We start from the raw sequence: 17,894 nt of genomic DNA on the forward strand, positions 1-17,894 counted from the left end.
TCTGCTCAAATTCCTCCCTTGAAGGCAGGTAGGGTTGAGAATTTTCGGCTTTGGCTTTCCAATCATCAAAAAAAGGGTTTTTGTTAACCGGTTCTGTCTGCGAAGCGCAGGATGATATCGTGGCAGATCAAGACCTGCTTTGCTGAAAACAGTAACGAATTTTGGAATAACGAAAGTTAGTAAAAAGAAAAAGGCGCCGAATAGGGTTAAAATAACAAGCTTAGGATAAGCAAGTGCTGCTTTGATATCACGTTTCACCTTATATTCATGCTCAAGAATATAGGTCACCCTGTCTAAAATTTCCGGCATTGTGCCACTGATTTCACCGGCATTAATCAGACCACAGTAGAGTTTTGAGAATATAGCAGGGTGTTTTCGGAAAACCGAAGCCATGGTGGCACCTTCGTGAACTTCCTTTTCCATAGTACCGAGGGCTTTTTTTAGGGAAATGTTCTCAGATTGATCTGCTAGAATAGAGAAAATGCTTAGAATTGGGATGCCGGAACGTAGCATGGTTCTGAGCTGTTTTGTGAAAAGAATAATCTCTGGGGTTTTTACCTTTTTAGCAAAAAATGTTTCAAGGCTTGTGCTGCTTACGCTGGACTCTTTAAACGATTTAACTGTTAATGGAATGCTCCCTTGGTTTGATAAAATGGTCTGCACCGCCTCGGCATTACTCGCATCTAATGTGCCAGTAACTCTCTCGCCTTGCGGGTTAATTGCCTGGTAGCTGAATTTGGGCATAAGAGGTCTTTTGTATTCGATAATGTGGAGTGATAAACTAATTACAAACGTGATTTATACGAGAACGGTTTTTGCCGCTTCATCAAATGTCGTATGACCTTCAAGGACACGGATGAGGGCAGTGTCCCGCAATACTGTCAACTTCCCGGCTTCTTTCAAAATTTTGCTGATTTCAGTTGATGAGGCCCCCTTGATTATCAACTCACGTACAGTGTCATCTACGCTCAAAATCTCATAAATGCCCATTCGGCCTTTGTACCCTGATTGCATGCAGTAGGAACAGCCAGGGCTTTTTTGGAAGTTTGCCGCCTCAGCCTTGGTGATATTCCAATATTCTAAAAGGGCTTGGGGTGGTTCGTATGGCTTTTGGCAGTGAGTACAGTTTTTGCGAATAAGCCTTTGTGCGCAAACACCTAAAAGCGATGATGAAATCAGGAAAGGTTCAACGCCCATGTTGTTAAGCCGTGTAATGGCACTGGCTGAATCATTGGTGTGAAGGGTGCTTAGAACAAGGTGGCCTGTAAGAGCAGCCTGGGTGGCAATCATAGCTGTCTCTCCGTCACGAATTTCACCGACCATTATTGTGTCGGGGTCTTGTCGCAAAATTGAGCGTAGGCCGGAGGCAAAGGTCATCCCGGCCTTCACATTGAGTTGAACTTGACGTGCGCCCGGCATTCGATATTCTACCGGATCCTCAAGGGTTATAACGTTAATTTCCGGCGAAATAACTTTTTTAAGAATCGCATAGAGTGTACTAGATTTACCGCTTCCAGTCGGGCCGGCACTTAGGATCATTCCGTAGGGCTGTGCGGCCAGTCGAAGCAGTGATTTCAGATCTTTATCAAGCAGACCAAGCTCTTCCAAGGGAATAGAGCCGGCGCTGATAAAGAGTAAACGCATGACCAGGTTCTCGCCATAGACAGTAGGCAGAGAGGAGACCCTGATGCTTACGTCCTGGTTATCGACTTGAATATTGAATCGACCGTCTTGAGGGACACGTGTGGTGGTGATATCCATATTGGCGAGTATCTTTATGCGCGAGACAATACCTGCAAGTGTTGATTTCGGTGGCGGAGGAACCTCGTGGAGCTTGCCGTCTATCCGCAGTCGGACTTGGGCGAAGTCTTTTTCCGGGCTGATATGGATGTCTGAGGCTTTCTCGCTGACTGCTTGTCGAAGGATGGAGTTGACAAGTCGAATAACGGGAGCGGTATCGGCAATATCACTGAGATCGCCTATGTTTTCTTTGGAAAGAGATTCATCAGCTGAAACTTCTAGGGAGTCATCCATTTCACCTACAATATCGTTTACTTCGGAACGAATACCATAGATGCCGTTGGTCAGTAAATTGAGTTGCGATTTGGAACAGATGATCGGTTCAACTTCGATGTCACAAAGTTTCTCGATATGATCGAGTGCTTGTAGATCCATGGGGTCAGTCATGGTTACTGTGAGCACAAAGTCATCTTTGGCCAGCGGCACAAGCGAATATTTCTCGGCAATATCGTGGGGTATTATTCGGGCAAGATCAAGGGTGATCTCAAAATCATTTGAGTTGAATTTCTTGATCTGGAGTTGTTCACTTAAAAGGTCGATAATCTGATTTTCGGTAATAATTTCCTTAGCAATTAGAAAATCACCCAGGCGCAGGCCTGATTTTCTCTGGGCACTGAGTGCCGAAGATAATGTCTCTGTAGTGAGCAGGCCGGCATCAACCAGCATTTCTCCTAAACGTTTACGCACAAAAAGACCTCAATGAAAGTCACAACTACTCAACTCCGGCATGCTGAGAGAGAATTGTTGGGGTTATAAAAATAAGAAGTTCCTCAAACTCTTTGCTTTTTGAATCCTGTTTGAACAGATGGCCCAGAAAGGGAATGTCCTTAAGGCCAGGGACACCAGTATCACGATCTGAATGTTTTTCTTTGGACAAACCAGCGAGAACAACCGTATCGCCATTGCGGACTACCAATTGTGTCTTTGCGAGTTTTTTGAAAATATGGGGATTGCCGTTGACGGTATTGTCAGTGTCAACCTCATCTTTTTTTGCTTCAATACTCAATTTCACCATTTTTTCGGAAATCACGTGGGGAGTGACGGTAAGTTTTAAAGTTGCCTCTTTGTAGACTATTATAATGGAGCCATCGACTGTGGTTTGAAAGGGGATATCCTTTCCTGACTCGATAATGGCTTCCGAGTTGTCAAGTGTGGCAATAGATGGACTGGAAAGTATATTGAGTTTGCCGTCACTTTGCAGTGCCGACAGTTGGGCGTCGAGCAGGATATCGCTGCCGTTGATAATCAGACCCATTGAGGCGGCAGCGATACTGTTGATTGTATTGGCACCCATATCGATGCCGTAATCCAAGGACGTGGCGCTCGTTGACGGGTATGATAGATTGCCGCCGCTATAGCTGGCATTAGCCCCTGGAGTTAACTGAATATTTGAGTCGTTAAGTACATTGGTTGATAAGGCGCCCCATTTTACGCCAAGTTCCCTGGCCGTGTCTTTTGTTGCTTCAACGATATGGGCCTTGATGAGGATTTGTGGCGTTGGGCTGTCAAGCTCGTAAATAAGTTTTAGGATTTTAGAAATGTTTCCTTCTGTGTCGCGAACCACCAGAGAACGAGAATGGGAATCTACTGAAACAGAACCGCGAGCCACACCTTCTTTGTTCTTTGACAGGAGAAGCTCAACTGAAGGGAAAATCGTCTCGGGAGCGGAAAATTCGATGGGCACAATCTGAGTTATTAGTTGTGAAACCTGCTCTTCTTCCAGGAGTGTTGCCTTTCTTTCCACCTGTTGTTTGAGGTCGTCGAGTGAGAGTATGTGAAGCAGATTTTCTTCCTGGTTGACAGTAAGGCCAAAACTGTTAACGATACCCATGAAAACGACATCCCATGGGGTTTGGGCGATATGCATATTAAGTGTACCTTTTACACTTGGACTTATAAGAATGTTCTGGTCTGCAAGGCGGGCCATTGTTCTTAATGAAGTTGCCAGGTCATCATCTATAAAACGTACTGAGATAAGCTCTTTTGGGAGATTGATTACCTTTTTTTCTTCTTTGTTCCTTGCCTCATTTTCCCTCGACTTTACGCTTAGCTCCTGTTGTAGGAGTTTTCCCGGTGCAGTCTGCTCAAATTCCTCCCTTGAAGGCAGGTAGGGTTGAGAATTTTCGGCTTTGGCTTTCCAATCATCAAAAAAAGGGTTTTTGTTAACCGGTTCTGTCTGCGAAGCGCAGGATGATATCGTGGCAGAGATAATCAGAAGAAAGTACAGGGAGAGTGAGCGAATTAGGTTCATTGTATATGCCATTGTTAGACGCTGTTAATAAGTTGACGGAGGTGTGTTTGTGGCCCCAGAGTTATTCTGGGCTTTTGTGTCTGAGTTATCCTTAACAGTTGAGTAAAGTCCCGAGCGACTCTCTGTTTTTGACAGAAGTGTGAAGGTTATGCCATTTTTTTTTAACTCAATAGCCGCCGGTGTAATGCTGGTTATGTGGAACCCATTTACGGTTTCTTTCTCGCGGTAGTCGAGACCGTCTATTAGTGCAATTGTTTCGGTTCCCATGGTTAAAAAACCGGAGTAGGAAAGTTTTTGAGCATCCTTTTTGATTTGTTCGGTCAGTTCATCAGTTTTATCAACGTCTGGCTCATCAGAAGGTGCTTTTTTGGTAACAGGCAGACCTTGCTTGAGGAAAATATCTGCTCCCCAGGGCTGAGTAATGGTCGCCGTGAGTGAGGCAAGTGTGACGTTTTCATCTGTAGAGATTGACTGTAACTCCGATGAAATTGCTGTAAGTTGCTGGCTCAAATGCGGGGCCGATTTGGAAATGGTACGATCTGCAACCGTGGCTCGCAGGGTAAAGTCTATCAGGCCGTATAGACCCGCAACGGCAACTAAGGCAATGAGAATTTTTTCATTTTTTTTCACAGGGGAAAAACCTTTTTGAATGAATGGCTACTCTGTTTGTTGAAAACTCTTTTACTTTCATCTCTCTTGATAGCTTATGTTAAATTCACTGAGTAGGTCAAGTAGCACTCAAGCTGTTCGCCTGCAGCCTTGAGCTCAATGGTATGAATTTGTGAAACATAGGTCAGGTTGAGAAGATCGTATAGAAACATGCGAATATATTGAAAATCACCCTGTACTCTGGCCGAAATCAGCAGGCGATTCAAGTCAGCTGTTTTTTTTAACTGTGGCGATATGTCAATAACCTTCATTGCAGACTTGGCAGCAATTTTTTCAAAATCCGGCAGTATCAGGTCGGTTTGGCTTTGCTGCAATGAAGTGAGCAGAACCTTAGGTAATATGCTCTTTTCATGAGTGATATCTGTATTTCCGACAAGAGTCAGCATTGAATGAATCTGCGCCTGTTCCTGGGAGGCTATTTCCAGTTTTTGTAGCTTGTCCTGTAGCCTGTTCGCCTCGGAATGAAGAGGGAAAACACCTATGAAATAGATGCAGCCGAGTCCCATCAGGCACAAAAGCAAAAAGATAACATTATGACGATTAAAGCTGACTGGTAATTGTTCTGCCATGCATTATTCCCCGGCTGTTAGCTTATTTTGAACTGCTATTTTTATTTTGAAGGAAAGAGCAGCTGATTCGTTGATATTTTCGGTCTTGGTAGATTCAAGGATTGGGTCAAATAAGAACTTGAGGTCACCGAGTTTTTTTAAGATAGTAAGCAGAATAAACTCTTGTCTGGATTGGGGGCCTGAGATTATGCCGGAAAGCGAAATAGCCTCACTCTCCCCCTTAATTTTTTTTCCTGAACTGTCTGCTGATCCGTCAACGGGTTCAGTGCTGGGCAGCTTGATTGAAATGTTTGTTAATCGTGCCTCTTTGGGCATATCCCTGGTTATTTCTTGAATTATTCCGAGAACCTTGAAGCGATTTATGGACTGTTTGTAATGGCGGTGAGACTCTTTTATCGTTGCGATCAGGGGGATGAGTTGCTCTGCTGAACGTGTTTGAGGCTCAAGCGCATATTTTTGTTCTAAAGAGTTTTCAAGTTCTCGTACCTGTTCACGTTTGTCTGTAATAGCGGTGTATTGTATGGCAAATAAAACACCTACGGATAGAGCCAGACCGATGGTTGCATAGGCGATAATTTTATTGGTTCTTCTTGAAGCAAAATATCTGGCGCGTTCCAGGTAAGTGAAAAGAAAGTTCTTCGTTGTTTGCTTGTTGGAGAGAGCAAGGCCAACTGCTGGCAGGATATTGAGTTCAGGGGTAAGGCGAAGAGGGGCATCAAAGTTGAATATCTCTTCTCCAAACGGTTTTATAATTGCGCAAGTAATGCCTAGTCGTTGTTGTATGCTGGTCAAAATTTTATCATTTAAGACTGAAGTGCCAGCAGTGTAAATCATTTCCACATTAGGGATTTTGAAATTAGTGGTGCAATACTCAAATGTTCTAAGAAGTTGACGAATTAAACGATCAATGACAGGAAGTGCGTCAAAATCAATACTGTCAGCAAGTTGACGATGATTCTCGGGGTTTTTATTGACTTTTTTGCCGTCAAAGAGGTCGAAGATTAAGCTTTTAGCGGTGTTGTCGTCGATCTGAATATTGTTTGCGGTAGCATAACTTTGAATTGATTCGACAAAGCTCTCAATGCCGGTTTTTATCTCTCGGCTAAAGAGCATTTTACCTTGGTAAAAAAGGTCAATAAACGAGTTCGTGTCGCGAATGGTAAAATAGACGATTGGACTTGAAGTTGGCTCAGGATGATATATGTGCAGGAAGTTTTGAATTGAAGCGGCTGAAAAGGTGAGGCCCGTAAGTGGGTAACCCAACTCATTAAAAAGATTTTTTATGGCACTTAATTCTCTCTTGGGGATTATGGTGACAATTACCTGAAGTTTCTTCTGACCTTTTGTTTCAACTTCCTTGAAGATGGTGAAGTCAATAATTGACTGTTTTTCATCAAACCCCTCTTTTTTGATTGTCCAGTAAACTGTGGCTGGAAGATCTTTTGGGGAAACTGTGGGAATGGTGATGTTGTAAATTGAAATTGGGTTGGCAAATGTGTAAGTACACCACAGTTCTGGCTTTCGGAGTTCACAACTGAAAAGTGAGGATAGCTTTTGCGAAAGTACGGTTTTTAAAGATTGAATCTGCCAGAGGTCTGTTAACTCTTCGTTGTCATCTGATTTCTGATACGAGTGTGACTCACAGGCTAAAAGATTGTGTTTTGTCTTGGTGATTTCTGCTTTAACGATATGGACATGTCCGGGATGAATATCGATTCCGATCTTTGTTCTACGAAACAAGTTGGCGAGGCATGTTGGAAACTTGTTGTTCTGCTCTTTTTTGTACCAGATCCAGGTAGCGTCTGCTGTTTCATTTTGAAAAGGAGTCGGGTGTTCGTCAGAGTAAAGTGGCTCCTCGGCCTGAACCATTTCGGGAGCTTGATGAGGGTGTCCTGGTGAAATATGGATGTCTGGCTCAGATTGCTGATGGGAGGCGAAAACAGTCGGCCCGCTGCCGCCCACAAGAGGCCCTGATTCAAGTTCTAGCTCTAAGTCGTCAGTGGAATGTGGAGGCTCAACTGGTTGCTCCCGCTCATCAGGCGAAGGTAAGTCCTGAACAGCAGGTTCGGGAGAAGAACCTGCTCGTATAAGATCTAAGAGCTTTTCGGTGGCAGTAATCTCTTTTTTATTAGTCATCCAGCTATGGCTATACAAGATTGATTGATAATAACGTGCAAATGTATGTCAATAAAGTATAGCGATTTGAGGAGACCAACACAAATTAAATTAGTGTACAACTACTTAATTTTTTTAATATAAATTGCTGGCTGGTTATTTTCTTAAGGAGGGGGCTGGTAAAATTCTGACTTTATCAATCGATAAATGGCAAGTTAAATGCTTGCGGGGATACTGTGTCAGACTCAGTGATTATTGTGATTGATTGACTGGATAATCAGGTCGAAAATTTGATGGGCTGTATCGTCTTTGCTCAGTAAGGGGAGGTTGTGGCTGTTACCCTGCTTGTCAAGAATTAAGACCTTGTTGGTCTCGGCCGCAAATCCGGTCTCTTTGCCAAGGATGTCATTGACAACGATCATGTCTAAGTTTTTTTCTCTGAGTTTGCGTAGGCCTTCTTCCTGATGGTTTTTGCTTTCAGCTGCAAAACCGACCAGAAAATAATGATTAGCAGCCTTGGCCTCACCAAGCTCTTTTAAAATATCGGTGTTGGCAGATAGTTTATAAACAAGATTCTTAGCACCTTTTTTAAGTTTATGTTTGGCTTTTGATGCAGGACGATAGTCAGAAACGGCAGCTGATTTAATGATAATTGAGGCTGATTTGTAATGGCTCTTTACAGCGGTCAACATCTCTTTGGCAGATGAAACGTGCTGGGTGTTAACGCCTGCAATGTCTTCTAAGTGGGTAGGGCCTGTGATAAGCGTGACCTCAGCGCCCCGTTGATGTGCGGCGCGGGCCAGGGCAAAACCCATCTTGCCGGTAGAGCGGTTGCTGATGAAACGGACAGGGTCGAACTCTTCCTGAGTTGGTCCTGCTGTGATTAACAGGCGTTGGCCCTTTAGGTCCTGTTGGCTGAAGATCGAGAAGATAGCATCTTGAGCCAGGGGCCACTCTGGTAGGCGGCCAGGTCCTTCATCACCACAGGCCATGGTGCCTGACTCCGGTAAAATGACATGGTAGTTTAAGCTCTTCAGAAGCTTGATATTAGCTTGAGTCGCCCCGTGCAGGTACATATTGCTGTTCATCGCCGGGAATATAAGGACAGGGCATGTTGCCGCAAGAGTTATCGTTGATAGAAGATCATCGGCGAAACCATTGGCTAGTTTGGCAAGGGTGTTGGCTGTTGCCGGGGCGATGATAATCAGGTCGGATTGTTTGGCGAGAGAAATGTGCGGGATATGTTCTGCGTCTGCCGGATCAAAAATATCCATATAAACTTTTTTGCCGGACAGAGCTGCAAAGGTCAGCGGTGTAACGAATTTTGCGGCCGACTGGGTCATGACAACCGTAACGTCGGCCCCAAGTTTGGTAAGCTGCCGAACCCAGTCGGCTACTTTGTAGGCAGCAATACCACCGGTAACCCCTAGTATGATTTTTTTCCCGGCTAGATTCATGCTTTTGCTGAGTTCATAGTGTCGGAATTTCAATATATGGAGAAAAATCCCCCTGAATCCCCCTTTTTAAAGGGGGACTCAGGGGGATTTAATGAATGTTGAAAATTGCTCACATGGGTCGTTTTTTTTCATTATAATAGCTAAAGCCCGCCCATAGTGCGCTGAGTTCATTAATTAAGGCCCTGTGCATCCTCAGTTATATAGACATTTACCTGTGTGCGAGTGCCATACTCTCCGGGCTGAATGGTGATCATGCAGTTTTTGTTGGGCTTGGTAAAGGCAAGAAGAACATTGCCGGAGCGAATCTCTCCGTTAATTCGCCAGCCGTTTTTCTGCATGGAGTTGACGAAGAAATCGGTAAGGGAACCTGCCTCGACATAGCCGGTAAGATTGACAATGCCGCCATTAAACGATGAAGTTTTAATGAACAGGGTTTTGTCCATCTCCATGCGCAGTTCACCTGGCACCTCAAAGTCGCCAAAACTGGTTGGGAAATAGGGCTCGTTTGCATGTGTTTTTGAAGATGATTTAGGTGCGTCGGATTTTTTGTTCAGGGCGACACAGCCAGTCAGCACAAAGAAAATAAGTGAAACGATAAGGGCGATTTGAAATTTGTTTTTTAACCTTTTTGACATTTTTTTGTCCTCCTATAATTCTTTAATTAGAAACTCTTCAATTGTTTTTCGAGTTGAAGATTGTTAACAATTTATATACTGTCCTTCAAGTTGAAAATCTAGTAATATCTTGTTTTATTTAGGAAAAGCAAATGCTGAACGTTTAAGTTCACAGTATGGGAATCTCCAATTTTGCAGAAAGGGAAAAATCCCCCTGAATCCCCCTTCGAAGTCTCCTGCGTCGCTTATCTGAAAAGGGGGACCGAGGGGGATTTTAATGAAGGTTTGAAATTGCTCAAATGTGTCGCTCATTTAATAATGAGCTAAATCCCGAACATAGTGCGCTAAGTTCTCTTATTTTTCCTCGAGGTCGATCAGGGTGTCTAAAAAGAAAAAACCCCCACTTCCAGAGCTGTCAGATGATACCTATGTTATCGACTCTCATTGCCATCTTGATATGGAAAGTTACTCCTTAGATTGCCTTGATGTCGTTGAACGCTCTCACAGGGCTGGCGTTAAATATGTGATGACGATCGGCATTGACTTGAAAAGCTCTCAGGCCGCCGTGGCTATTGCGGACAACTATCCAAATATCTACTGTGCTATCGGTGTTCATCCGCATCATTGTGCTGAAACTGGTCCAAATGATTATGATGCACTTGCAGAACTTGCCAAGCATCCCAAGGTGAAGGCCTATGGTGAGATTGGTCTTGACTATGTGAAGAACTATGCCCCTGTGGCGGCTCAAATAGATTGTTTCAAGCGTCAGGTACTATTGGCCAAAAAACTGAAACTGCCTTTGATCATTCATGATAGAGAGGCCCATGACGATGTCATGGATATTCTTAACGAGGCGGCGCCGTTTCCGGCCGGTGGAGTCATGCACTGCTACTCTGGCGACAAAGAGTTGGCAAAAGAGGTGATAGCTCTTGGCTTTTATCTTTCAATTCCAGGGGTAGTAACCTATGACAAGGCGATAACCATCCATGAAGCTGTAGCTGAGATACCTTTGGAGTCAATGCTTATCGAGACTGACGGGCCGTTTTTGTCGCCGGTGCCATTTCGCGGAAAACGAAATGAGCCCGGCTATCTGCTGTATACTGCCCAGAAAATTGCCGAAATTAAAAGGGTGAGCATCGATACGGTTGCTCGACAAACTTCAAGAAATTCATGCAGGTTATTTGGCCTTCAGGAGTAACTGTTTTGATAAAAGAAAACCTTCAGGAAATTTATCAACAGATGGCTGCAGCCGCAATTCGTTCCGGCCGTAGACCGGAAGATGTGAAACTTGTGGCGGTCAGTAAGCGTAAGCCCATTGCCGCGATCAAGTGCGCCCTGGAGGCCGGACAGCACAGTTTTGGAGAAAATTATCTTCAGGATGCAATTGAAAAAATTACCGAAATTCCCCAGGCAAGGTGGCATTTTATCGGGCGCATTCAGTCAAATAAGACAAAGTTGATTGCCCAGCATTTCAATGTAGTGGAAACCGTTGATCGCCTGAAAATTGCCGAGGCGCTCGAGAAGCATTTAGCCACCCTGGGCAAGAGTTTGGATGCCTATGTGCAGGTCAATATTGGAGATGAAGATCAGAAGGCCGGGGTTTCAGTGGAGGAACTTGAAGGGCTGGTTCGTGTTTTTAACTCTTTTTCTCATCTCAAGCTCATTGGTTTAATGGGTTTGCCGCCATTTAACGAAGAGCCGGAGGCAACTCGCAAGCACTTTCGGCAACTTCGCCGGTTGGCGCAGTCGTTAGAGGATAAAAAAATAGTTGATCATCCTCTGGGGCTATCAATGGGAATGTCTGCTGATTTTGAGGTTGCTATTGAGGAAGGTGCTACACTTGTGCGGGTTGGCACTGCTATTTTTGGAGATAGGGAGTAGGGGCTACTGAACTTTACTCAGATACTCCTTTAAAGAGGTGAAGTCGCAGCCGTGAGCTGACACTGGATCTTTCTTGCCTTTAACGATGTATTTACAGGTCTGGAAATAGCGTGAGCGTAGCTGTGGATCCAGGTGTGAGGATGCGCCATGGCCCAGGAGCAGTTCCTTGCCGATTTTCTCAGTTAATCCCTCCAGCCGAAAGGCAATATTTACCACGTCTCCTATCACAGTGTAGTCCCGGTTGCCGTCGACTCCGATATTGCCAATGACTGCCTCTCCGGTGTTTAAGGCGGCGCCTATTGCCAATGATTGCGGCAGTTCCGGTATCGCGTTTCCCAGTTCTTTTGTGAATTCGGAAATTTTTAAGGCGCAGGATAATGCTAAGTGTACACTCTTCTGGAGAGGCCGACTGCCAGCCCAGATAGCCATAACCGCGTCGCCGATGAACTTGTCCACATTACCTTTATGTTGACTGACAATTGTATTGATGCTTTGTGTCCAGAGTTGAAGTATCTCTGAAATCTTTTCATCACCAAGTTCTTCGGAAAGTGTAGTGAAATCACGGATGTCGCAAATGAGAACGGTGACCTCTTCTTTTTCCATGAAGGCAACGGTTTTTTCTTCTTCCTCCGGTTTTTGATCCGGTTGGTTAAAGGGGGTGTTTTGCATAAAGGTCAGGGTGATTTTATTGCCAATCTGTATCAGATCGCCGGAACGGAGCTGCGTGGGCGAGAACACCCGTTTGCCGTTAACAAAAGTGCCATTGGAACTGCCCATATCAAGGGCGTTGAAGGCACCGTTTGCTTCAACCTGCAGCATGGCATGCTGTCGAGATATCCAGGTATGATTGAGAGTGATCTCATTAGAGCTGGAGCGCCCGATTCGATAGGTTTTTTTACCTTCAAGACGCCAGGTTTTTACCACAGAACCGTTCGAATCTATGAGTGAAATTGATGCCGGTGCCGAAAGGAAGGTGTCCACCTTTCATCCCCCTATAAGCGAGACAATTTCGTTTGACTCTGGGAACCGACCGATTTTTTTCTTTGAGAAAATCACCTTGCCATTAACCTCAACGTCGAATATGCCGTCTGAACCAGCAATTAAGGTGACCTGTGCACCAAGTTGTTTCTTTAAATGATCTCCCAAACTGGAAGCTGCTGGTTTGTAATTTCATTGAGCGCAATATGTTATTGAAACTCTCATTGTTAAAACCTCATATACTGTAAATTCACGTTAACAGTTTCTGTTATAACAAATTTTGTTATTCCCCGGTAAACAAATATTGGGAAACAAATATAAATTTGACATCTCCAGTTTATATTTATTTAATAATTGCAGATGAACTGACTTTTGTCGTGAAGTGTTTCCATGCACTTAATAATGTTGTCCGAGGAAATAAGTTATGGGATTGGAAGACTTTGATATGGAAATAAAATTTAGTGATGGACTTGAGTTTGTTACAGATTCTGAATCCGATGATGTTGATCCGGTAAACTCTTCGTTTTCGAAGGCGCAACTGGAGGCACTGAAAGTAATTATCCGTGACGGTTACCGCGCCCCTGTCGGCTCAGCGGACCATATATGTCTGATGGTTGCGGGTAAACCCTATCCGGTCTTTAATCTAAGTGTCAGCGGACTTGGCATATTCCTTAAAGAGTTGGATGGCATTAAATCTAACGTCGTGCTGAAGGATATGGTCTTACATATTAACGATGCTGAATTCCAGATAGATGGTAAGGTTATCCATGTGTCACAGGATGAGTCGCACTATTTATGTGGAATTCATATTGTGCAGATGGAAGATGCTTGTCAAAAAGAGTTGTTGGCATTTTTGCAAAATAGCAGGAAGTTACTGTTTTCATAAAGGAGCAAGAAGGGCTAGTGTCTAATTCAACTACCGAGCGCGATATACTCGCAGACATACTGAATGGGCCGCATACAGGGGCTATTCGTGGGCTGGATGAGTTACGTAAACTGATTCACGTAACAACTCCGAAAAAAGATTCCATGACGGCATTGTTAAGGCCAAAAAGCCGGTCTGTGGGCGCCAAAAAGAAGAAAAAGAAGCAGGCAAAGCGCAAAACAACCCATTATTTGAACGAAGATGTCTTTGAGGATCTGGGTGAGGCCAAAAGAATAATTAAGGATTTTTTGCCTGCCGGCTCAAAAACCATTGCCACCAAGTCTCGAATTGTCGAGAGCGCAATCAAGGTACTTCTTGGTGAATTTGATGAAAAAGGGAAGGAAAGCTACTTAGTTAAGGAGCTACTGAAGAAGAAGGATCAAAAAACGAAATGACCGCTTTGCATAAAGCGGATTAAGGAAGGAATCAATCAATGATCATAACGTGTCCTCATTGTAAAAAACAGCACAATATTGACGAAAAAAATGTTCCAGCCAATGCCACAAAGGCAAAGTGCAAGTATTGCGGGAATCAGTTCCCGTTAAATATAAATCCAAAAGCCTCGACTGTTCTTGCCAAACAGGCCGGAAAAGTTGAAACCGGCCCCCGCAAGATAAGTGTATCGTTGAGTAAGGGAGGTGTTGGAAAAACAACAACATCTGTTAACCTTGCAACTGGTCTCAGTTTGGCGGGTTACAAAGTTTTGCTGGTTGATACCGATACGCAGGGGCAGGCGAGTTATATGCTGGGCGTTGATCCGAGTGCTGGCTTAACTGAGTTGGTAATGGGCGAGCTGAGTCCGGAAGAGGCGATGGTGCAGGCGCGGGAGAGATTGTGGATTCTTTCCGGTGGTAAGTCTCTTGCCGGAGTAAAGAGGTTGATTGGACGAAAGGATTTTGGCGGAGAATTAACCTTATCAGAAGCGCTTTCAAAAGTTGATAAGCAGTTTGATTATGTAATTGTTGATACCTCGCCGGGGTGGGATCCACTGACGGTTAATATTCTTTTTTATGTCACTGAAATATTAACCCCTGTTTCTCTGGAGGTGATGTCGATTCAGGGAATGGTTGAGTTCTTGAAAAGCATTGCTTCGATCCAGAAATATCGCCCGGAAGTTGCCTTGCGGTATATTCTGCCGACCTTTCTTGACATGCGCGTTAAGAAATCGGTCAGTATTCTTGAGAAGTTAAAGGAGTTGTACGGTAATAATGTCTGCGAACCTATTCGGTATAATGTTCGACTGTCTGAGGCTCCGGCTTACGGACAAACGATTTACGAGTTTGCTCCGGGATCACATGGAGCCAATGATTATCGGGAATTGGTTCGCAAAGTTACCAATAACTATAAGCTCTTTACGTAGATTTCTGGTCGACTCCTAACAGTCCATCCATTAGTTGCAGCAACTCGTTGACCTGTGGTTTGGTTGTATATCCATCTGCTCCGACTTCCTTGCATTTATGGATCATCTGGTCATTGACTAGAGAACTGAAAATTATCACTGGTATTGTCTCAAGTCCCATCTCCCTTTTAATGGAACGGCATAAGGTCAGACCATCCATTTTGGGCATCTCTATATCACTGATGACCAGGTCAACACGAGTATCAGGCGAGTTGTTGCCGGATTTGACAGATTCTTCAAAAAAATTGAAGGCTTCCTGGCCATTTTCAAATGAGTTTATTTTTGTGTAGCCGGATTTATTGAGTAACTTGATTATTGTTGATCGGATAAATGGTGAATCTTCAGCAAAAACAATATTTTTTGTCTCGCGGCTGGTTGTCGAGCCGGTGTTGCTGATTCCCAGGGAATGATAGCCCATTTTTGTGTCGGGAAAAAGTTCAGCCACTACAAACTCAAAATCAATCAGCAATATTTCGCGGTCATCTACTTTTATCGATCCGGTAACGGTAGAAGAGTATTTTCCTAGAAAAGAACTTATTGGAGAGATCTTGTCCCAGCTCACACGAAAGATTCTGTTTACACCATCAGTAAGAAAGCCGTTAATAACGCCATTGAATTCGGTGACCAGTACAATTTTACGAACTTCAGTTGCGGTGCTCGGCCTTTTGTTCAAGGCGGTGGAAAGATCGATGAGCGGTATCGTCCTTTTGTGCCACAATAAGGTGCCCAGAATTGCTTTGTCGTCTGTGGGGATAGCGGTCAGGTTCTCTCTGTCGAAAGGGACTATTTGAGAAACCTTGGCGACATTGATTCCAAAACTTTCATCTTCAAGAAAGAATTCCAGGAGTTCGACCTCATTGGTGCCGCTTTCAAGCAAAATTGTATCTGCCATAGAAGAACCTCAGTATAAACTAATAATAAATTAAATTTATTTACTATAGCATGAATACAATTTTAGAATCAAAAGAAATTCTGAAACTTTTTACGTCAATCGTCACATTTAATAGAAATTAGTACTAAAAATAAGTATCATAAATAGTGAGCTTCTTGCAAAAAGACCGTCATCCCCGAGTGTATTTATCGGGGATCCAGAAAAACACCTGGTTTCCCGCTGACTACATGCGGGAAAGACGACTATAGGGAAATTCATAAAGCAACATTATCTCATTTTTGCAAGAGGCTCTAGTAATTCTCAAATTTGAGTTATGAATTTTCTTGTAGCTCTACACGTCATTGAACCATTTTAGTTACGGGTCCTAATAGTGAAATGCCTCAGATGTAATACCGATAATATCGCCGCATTAGCCCACTGTGAAAAATGTGGTGCGCCTTTACGTCTCCGACGTCAGACGGATATCTTTCAAAAGAGAAAAATTGTTATGGTGCTTTTTGTCCTGATCTGTTGGGTTGGCGGGTTTACTTTCTTCTTCAGGGATATACTGTTCTGGGAAAAAGGCAACACTCAAGAGCTGACTGATGCAGAGCGTCAGGAACTAGAGCGTGACAAAAATGAAAAACGCAGAGATTTAGCTGAGCGCTTAAAGGCTGTGATGTCTAAGGATGACCTTGCTGCCCAGCAGGGTGGAGGCACTACTGCTGAAGCGGGGGCTGCTTCCCAAAGTGAGGTGGTGAATACCCCTACAGAAAAAGAGATCATTGCCGGGTGGACGTCTATATTTGACCCATGGTCTCGGCAGGTAACGCGCTTTCGTTCGGCAGCAACAGCTTCTGGTTGGATTGCTATTCCCAGTCGAGCGGCACTGGCCGGCAATAAATGGGTTTTTCATGCCGATTATGGTCGAGAAACTCAATTTGAAAAAGGCTTGTGGTCGGTAGGCGACGGCGTGGGTTTATGGCTGCAGTCTCCATCTGAAACACAGACGGCGGCTCAGCTTGTTGCCTGGAACCCAAATGCTCCGGTAGACTGGATAAGTATTGAGTCTCAAAGGCAACAGGGCCAAGTGAGCCTTGCATCTGTCAGCCAGCAGCCTCCTTTTATTCTTTGTTCAATGTCCCCTGAAATTGATGAAATAGGTGTTTTGGTGCAGGGCGACAGTATCGTTGGCTGGACCTTTGGTCAGTGGTTGAATAACAGTTATTTATGGGATGGTCAGCCGGGAGCCCAATTAACCCCACAGGTGACTATTCAGTCATTTTACAATGATACATTTCGTGGCGGTCGAGAGGAGAAGTTTGCTAGTGCCTTAGCCCTTGGCGAGACAGGAAACGCGGTAGGGCGCCTGCAGGCCTTTGTTGATGGCTTTCGTATGGAGCCAAAGTTGCGCTTAGTCGACACACCGTACTATCTGCATCCGGATGAGATTGCTAAGCAGGTCCGGATTATCTCTTCTCAGCTGATTCATGGTGGTAAGGGGGCTGTCGTCTCTGCCACGCTTGATTCGGATATTCTACTGACAATTGGTGATATAAGTCTTTTTATGGATATTATTCCAGCGCTTACCGCCTCAAGTGGATATGAAACAGCCATCCGTGAAATTGAAACGACTGGTCGTATGATTGTTGAGCAGATTAATCTTAATGTACCTGCCTTAAACGACTTACATGTTACACTCTACCAGGATTGGCTTCAGTCTCTTGTGACTGTTGGTGCAGTCGGTGATGGAGGGCCGGTTTTCGAAAAGGCCAAAGCCTACTATCCTGATGATCCTTACATTCATCTCTTAGGCGTTGAGTTAGACTTGCTGGTCAATAATTGGCAGAAGGCTGAAGAACGGCTTTATGCCCGAAACTATCCTCCTGCCTATCAAGATCGGTTTCAACTGCTCGCTAAACGTATCTCTGAGTTGAAGGGTGAGGAGGGGAAAATAGTTATTCGTTTTGCGGCGGGATCTACACAAAGCCGACCTCAGCTTATTTGAAGATAACAGCCTGACCACCAGTAACTGCCTGACCATCAGGAAAGGTGAACCGGCCGACAACCCGTTGTCTCAAACCATTGAACCTGTCGAACTCGAGATCATCAAGGTTTCAGGCCGTTCAAACTCCTGGCAGTGCTGCTTTTTTGATGCAGATAAAAACCAATGAGGAATCTATAGCAACCGCCCGCTTGAATGCCGAGAACTTCAGGGCTGGAATACTCAACCGCTGCTGGATCTGATCAATAGAGACACTTTGAATCGAACTGACATTATAATAGATGAAGCATTACTTGAGGTTATTGCAAAACACGAAAATCTTTGCGCGTACGCGAAAGTTAACCGTCTGGCTAAAGATTC

At 44.2% G+C, this 17,894-nt stretch carries 17 protein-coding genes; 6 read left to right on the top strand and 11 right to left on the bottom strand.

Going from position 1 to position 17,894, the window contains the following annotated elements:
* The 8 genes from HQK80_10790 to HQK80_10825 form a co-directional block, all read right to left on the bottom strand.
* Positions 1-744: type II secretion system F family protein (locus HQK80_10790; GenBank protein ID MBF0222694.1), on the bottom strand; the 744-nt coding region annotated here is incomplete at its 3' end.
* Between the two features lie 54 nt (positions 745-798).
* Positions 799-2,466, bottom strand: coding sequence for a type II/IV secretion system protein (locus HQK80_10795; GenBank protein ID MBF0222695.1), 1,668 nt, complete (start codon positions 2,464-2,466; stop codon positions 799-801).
* A 46-nt stretch (positions 2,467-2,512) separates the two neighbouring features.
* Positions 2,513-4,051 (bottom strand): type IV pilus secretin PilQ, encoded by a 1,539-nt coding sequence (gene pilQ / locus HQK80_10800; protein MBF0222696.1) that lies wholly within the window; start codon positions 4,049-4,051, stop codon positions 2,513-2,515.
* A 24-nt stretch (positions 4,052-4,075) separates the two neighbouring features.
* On the bottom strand, positions 4,076-4,681 hold the full coding sequence (locus tag HQK80_10805; protein ID MBF0222697.1) for a hypothetical protein: 606 nt from the start codon (positions 4,679-4,681) through the stop codon (positions 4,076-4,078).
* 74 nt (positions 4,682-4,755) lie between these two features.
* Positions 4,756-5,289 (bottom strand): hypothetical protein, encoded by a 534-nt coding sequence (locus HQK80_10810; GenBank protein ID MBF0222698.1) that lies wholly within the window; start codon positions 5,287-5,289, stop codon positions 4,756-4,758.
* 3 nt (positions 5,290-5,292) lie between these two features.
* Complete coding sequence (locus tag HQK80_10815) at positions 5,293-7,425, bottom strand: hypothetical protein (protein ID MBF0222699.1); 2,133 nt, start codon at positions 7,423-7,425, stop codon at positions 5,293-5,295.
* A 224-nt stretch (positions 7,426-7,649) separates the two neighbouring features.
* On the bottom strand, positions 7,650-8,861 hold the full coding sequence (gene coaBC / locus HQK80_10820) for a bifunctional phosphopantothenoylcysteine decarboxylase/phosphopantothenate--cysteine ligase CoaBC (protein MBF0222700.1): 1,212 nt from the start codon (positions 8,859-8,861) through the stop codon (positions 7,650-7,652).
* Between the two features lie 170 nt (positions 8,862-9,031).
* On the bottom strand, positions 9,032-9,496 hold the full coding sequence (locus tag HQK80_10825) for a hypothetical protein (GenBank protein ID MBF0222701.1): 465 nt from the start codon (positions 9,494-9,496) through the stop codon (positions 9,032-9,034).
* 436 nt (positions 9,497-9,932) lie between these two features.
* Between HQK80_10825 and HQK80_10830 the strand changes: the two genes are divergently transcribed.
* Positions 9,933-10,673 (top strand): TatD family hydrolase, encoded by a 741-nt coding sequence (locus HQK80_10830; GenBank protein MBF0222702.1) that lies wholly within the window; start codon positions 9,933-9,935, stop codon positions 10,671-10,673.
* Between the two features lie 5 nt (positions 10,674-10,678).
* Complete coding sequence (locus tag HQK80_10835) at positions 10,679-11,356, top strand: YggS family pyridoxal phosphate-dependent enzyme (protein MBF0222703.1); 678 nt, start codon at positions 10,679-10,681, stop codon at positions 11,354-11,356.
* 3 nt (positions 11,357-11,359) lie between these two features.
* On the opposite strand, the gene HQK80_10840 is transcribed toward HQK80_10835, so the two are convergent.
* Both HQK80_10840 and HQK80_10845 read right to left on the bottom strand, forming a co-directional pair.
* A complete protein-coding gene (locus tag HQK80_10840) occupies positions 11,360-12,337 on the bottom strand; it encodes an adenylate/guanylate cyclase domain-containing protein (GenBank protein MBF0222704.1) in 978 nt (325 codons plus the stop codon).
* 3 nt (positions 12,338-12,340) lie between these two features.
* Positions 12,341-12,502 carry an Rdx family protein gene (locus HQK80_10845; protein MBF0222705.1) on the bottom strand — a complete coding sequence of 54 codons (162 nt, stop codon included), beginning with the start codon at positions 12,500-12,502 and terminating at the stop codon, positions 12,341-12,343.
* 256 nt (positions 12,503-12,758) lie between these two features.
* Between HQK80_10845 and HQK80_10850 the strand changes: the two genes are divergently transcribed.
* Genes HQK80_10850 through HQK80_10860 form a run of 3 tightly spaced genes read left to right on the top strand, consistent with a single transcriptional unit; the run spans position 12,759 to position 14,619 of the window.
* Positions 12,759-13,220: a PilZ domain-containing protein gene (locus HQK80_10850; GenBank protein MBF0222706.1), complete on the top strand. Its 462-nt coding sequence runs from the start codon at positions 12,759-12,761 to the stop codon at positions 13,218-13,220.
* 17 nt (positions 13,221-13,237) lie between these two features.
* Positions 13,238-13,654 carry a hypothetical protein gene (locus tag HQK80_10855; protein MBF0222707.1) on the top strand — a complete coding sequence of 139 codons (417 nt, stop codon included), beginning with the start codon at positions 13,238-13,240 and terminating at the stop codon, positions 13,652-13,654.
* A gap of 38 nt (positions 13,655-13,692) precedes the next feature.
* A complete protein-coding gene (locus HQK80_10860) occupies positions 13,693-14,619 on the top strand; it encodes a zinc-ribbon domain-containing protein (GenBank protein ID MBF0222708.1) in 927 nt (308 codons plus the stop codon).
* On the opposite strand, the gene HQK80_10865 is transcribed toward HQK80_10860, so the two are convergent.
* Complete coding sequence (locus HQK80_10865; protein ID MBF0222709.1) at positions 14,612-15,550, bottom strand: chemotaxis protein CheV; 939 nt, start codon at positions 15,548-15,550, stop codon at positions 14,612-14,614. The two genes, HQK80_10860 and HQK80_10865, sit on opposite strands and share 8 nt — an antisense overlap.
* A 370-nt stretch (positions 15,551-15,920) precedes the next feature.
* On the opposite strand from HQK80_10865, the gene HQK80_10870 reads away from it, so the two are divergent.
* A complete protein-coding gene (locus HQK80_10870) occupies positions 15,921-17,537 on the top strand; it encodes a hypothetical protein (protein MBF0222710.1) in 1,617 nt (538 codons plus the stop codon).
* Positions 17,538-17,894: the final 357 nt, after the last annotated feature.

This window comes from Desulfobulbaceae bacterium (assembly GCA_015231515.1).
GTDB lineage: Bacteria > Desulfobacterota > Desulfobulbia > Desulfobulbales > VMSU01 > JADGBM01.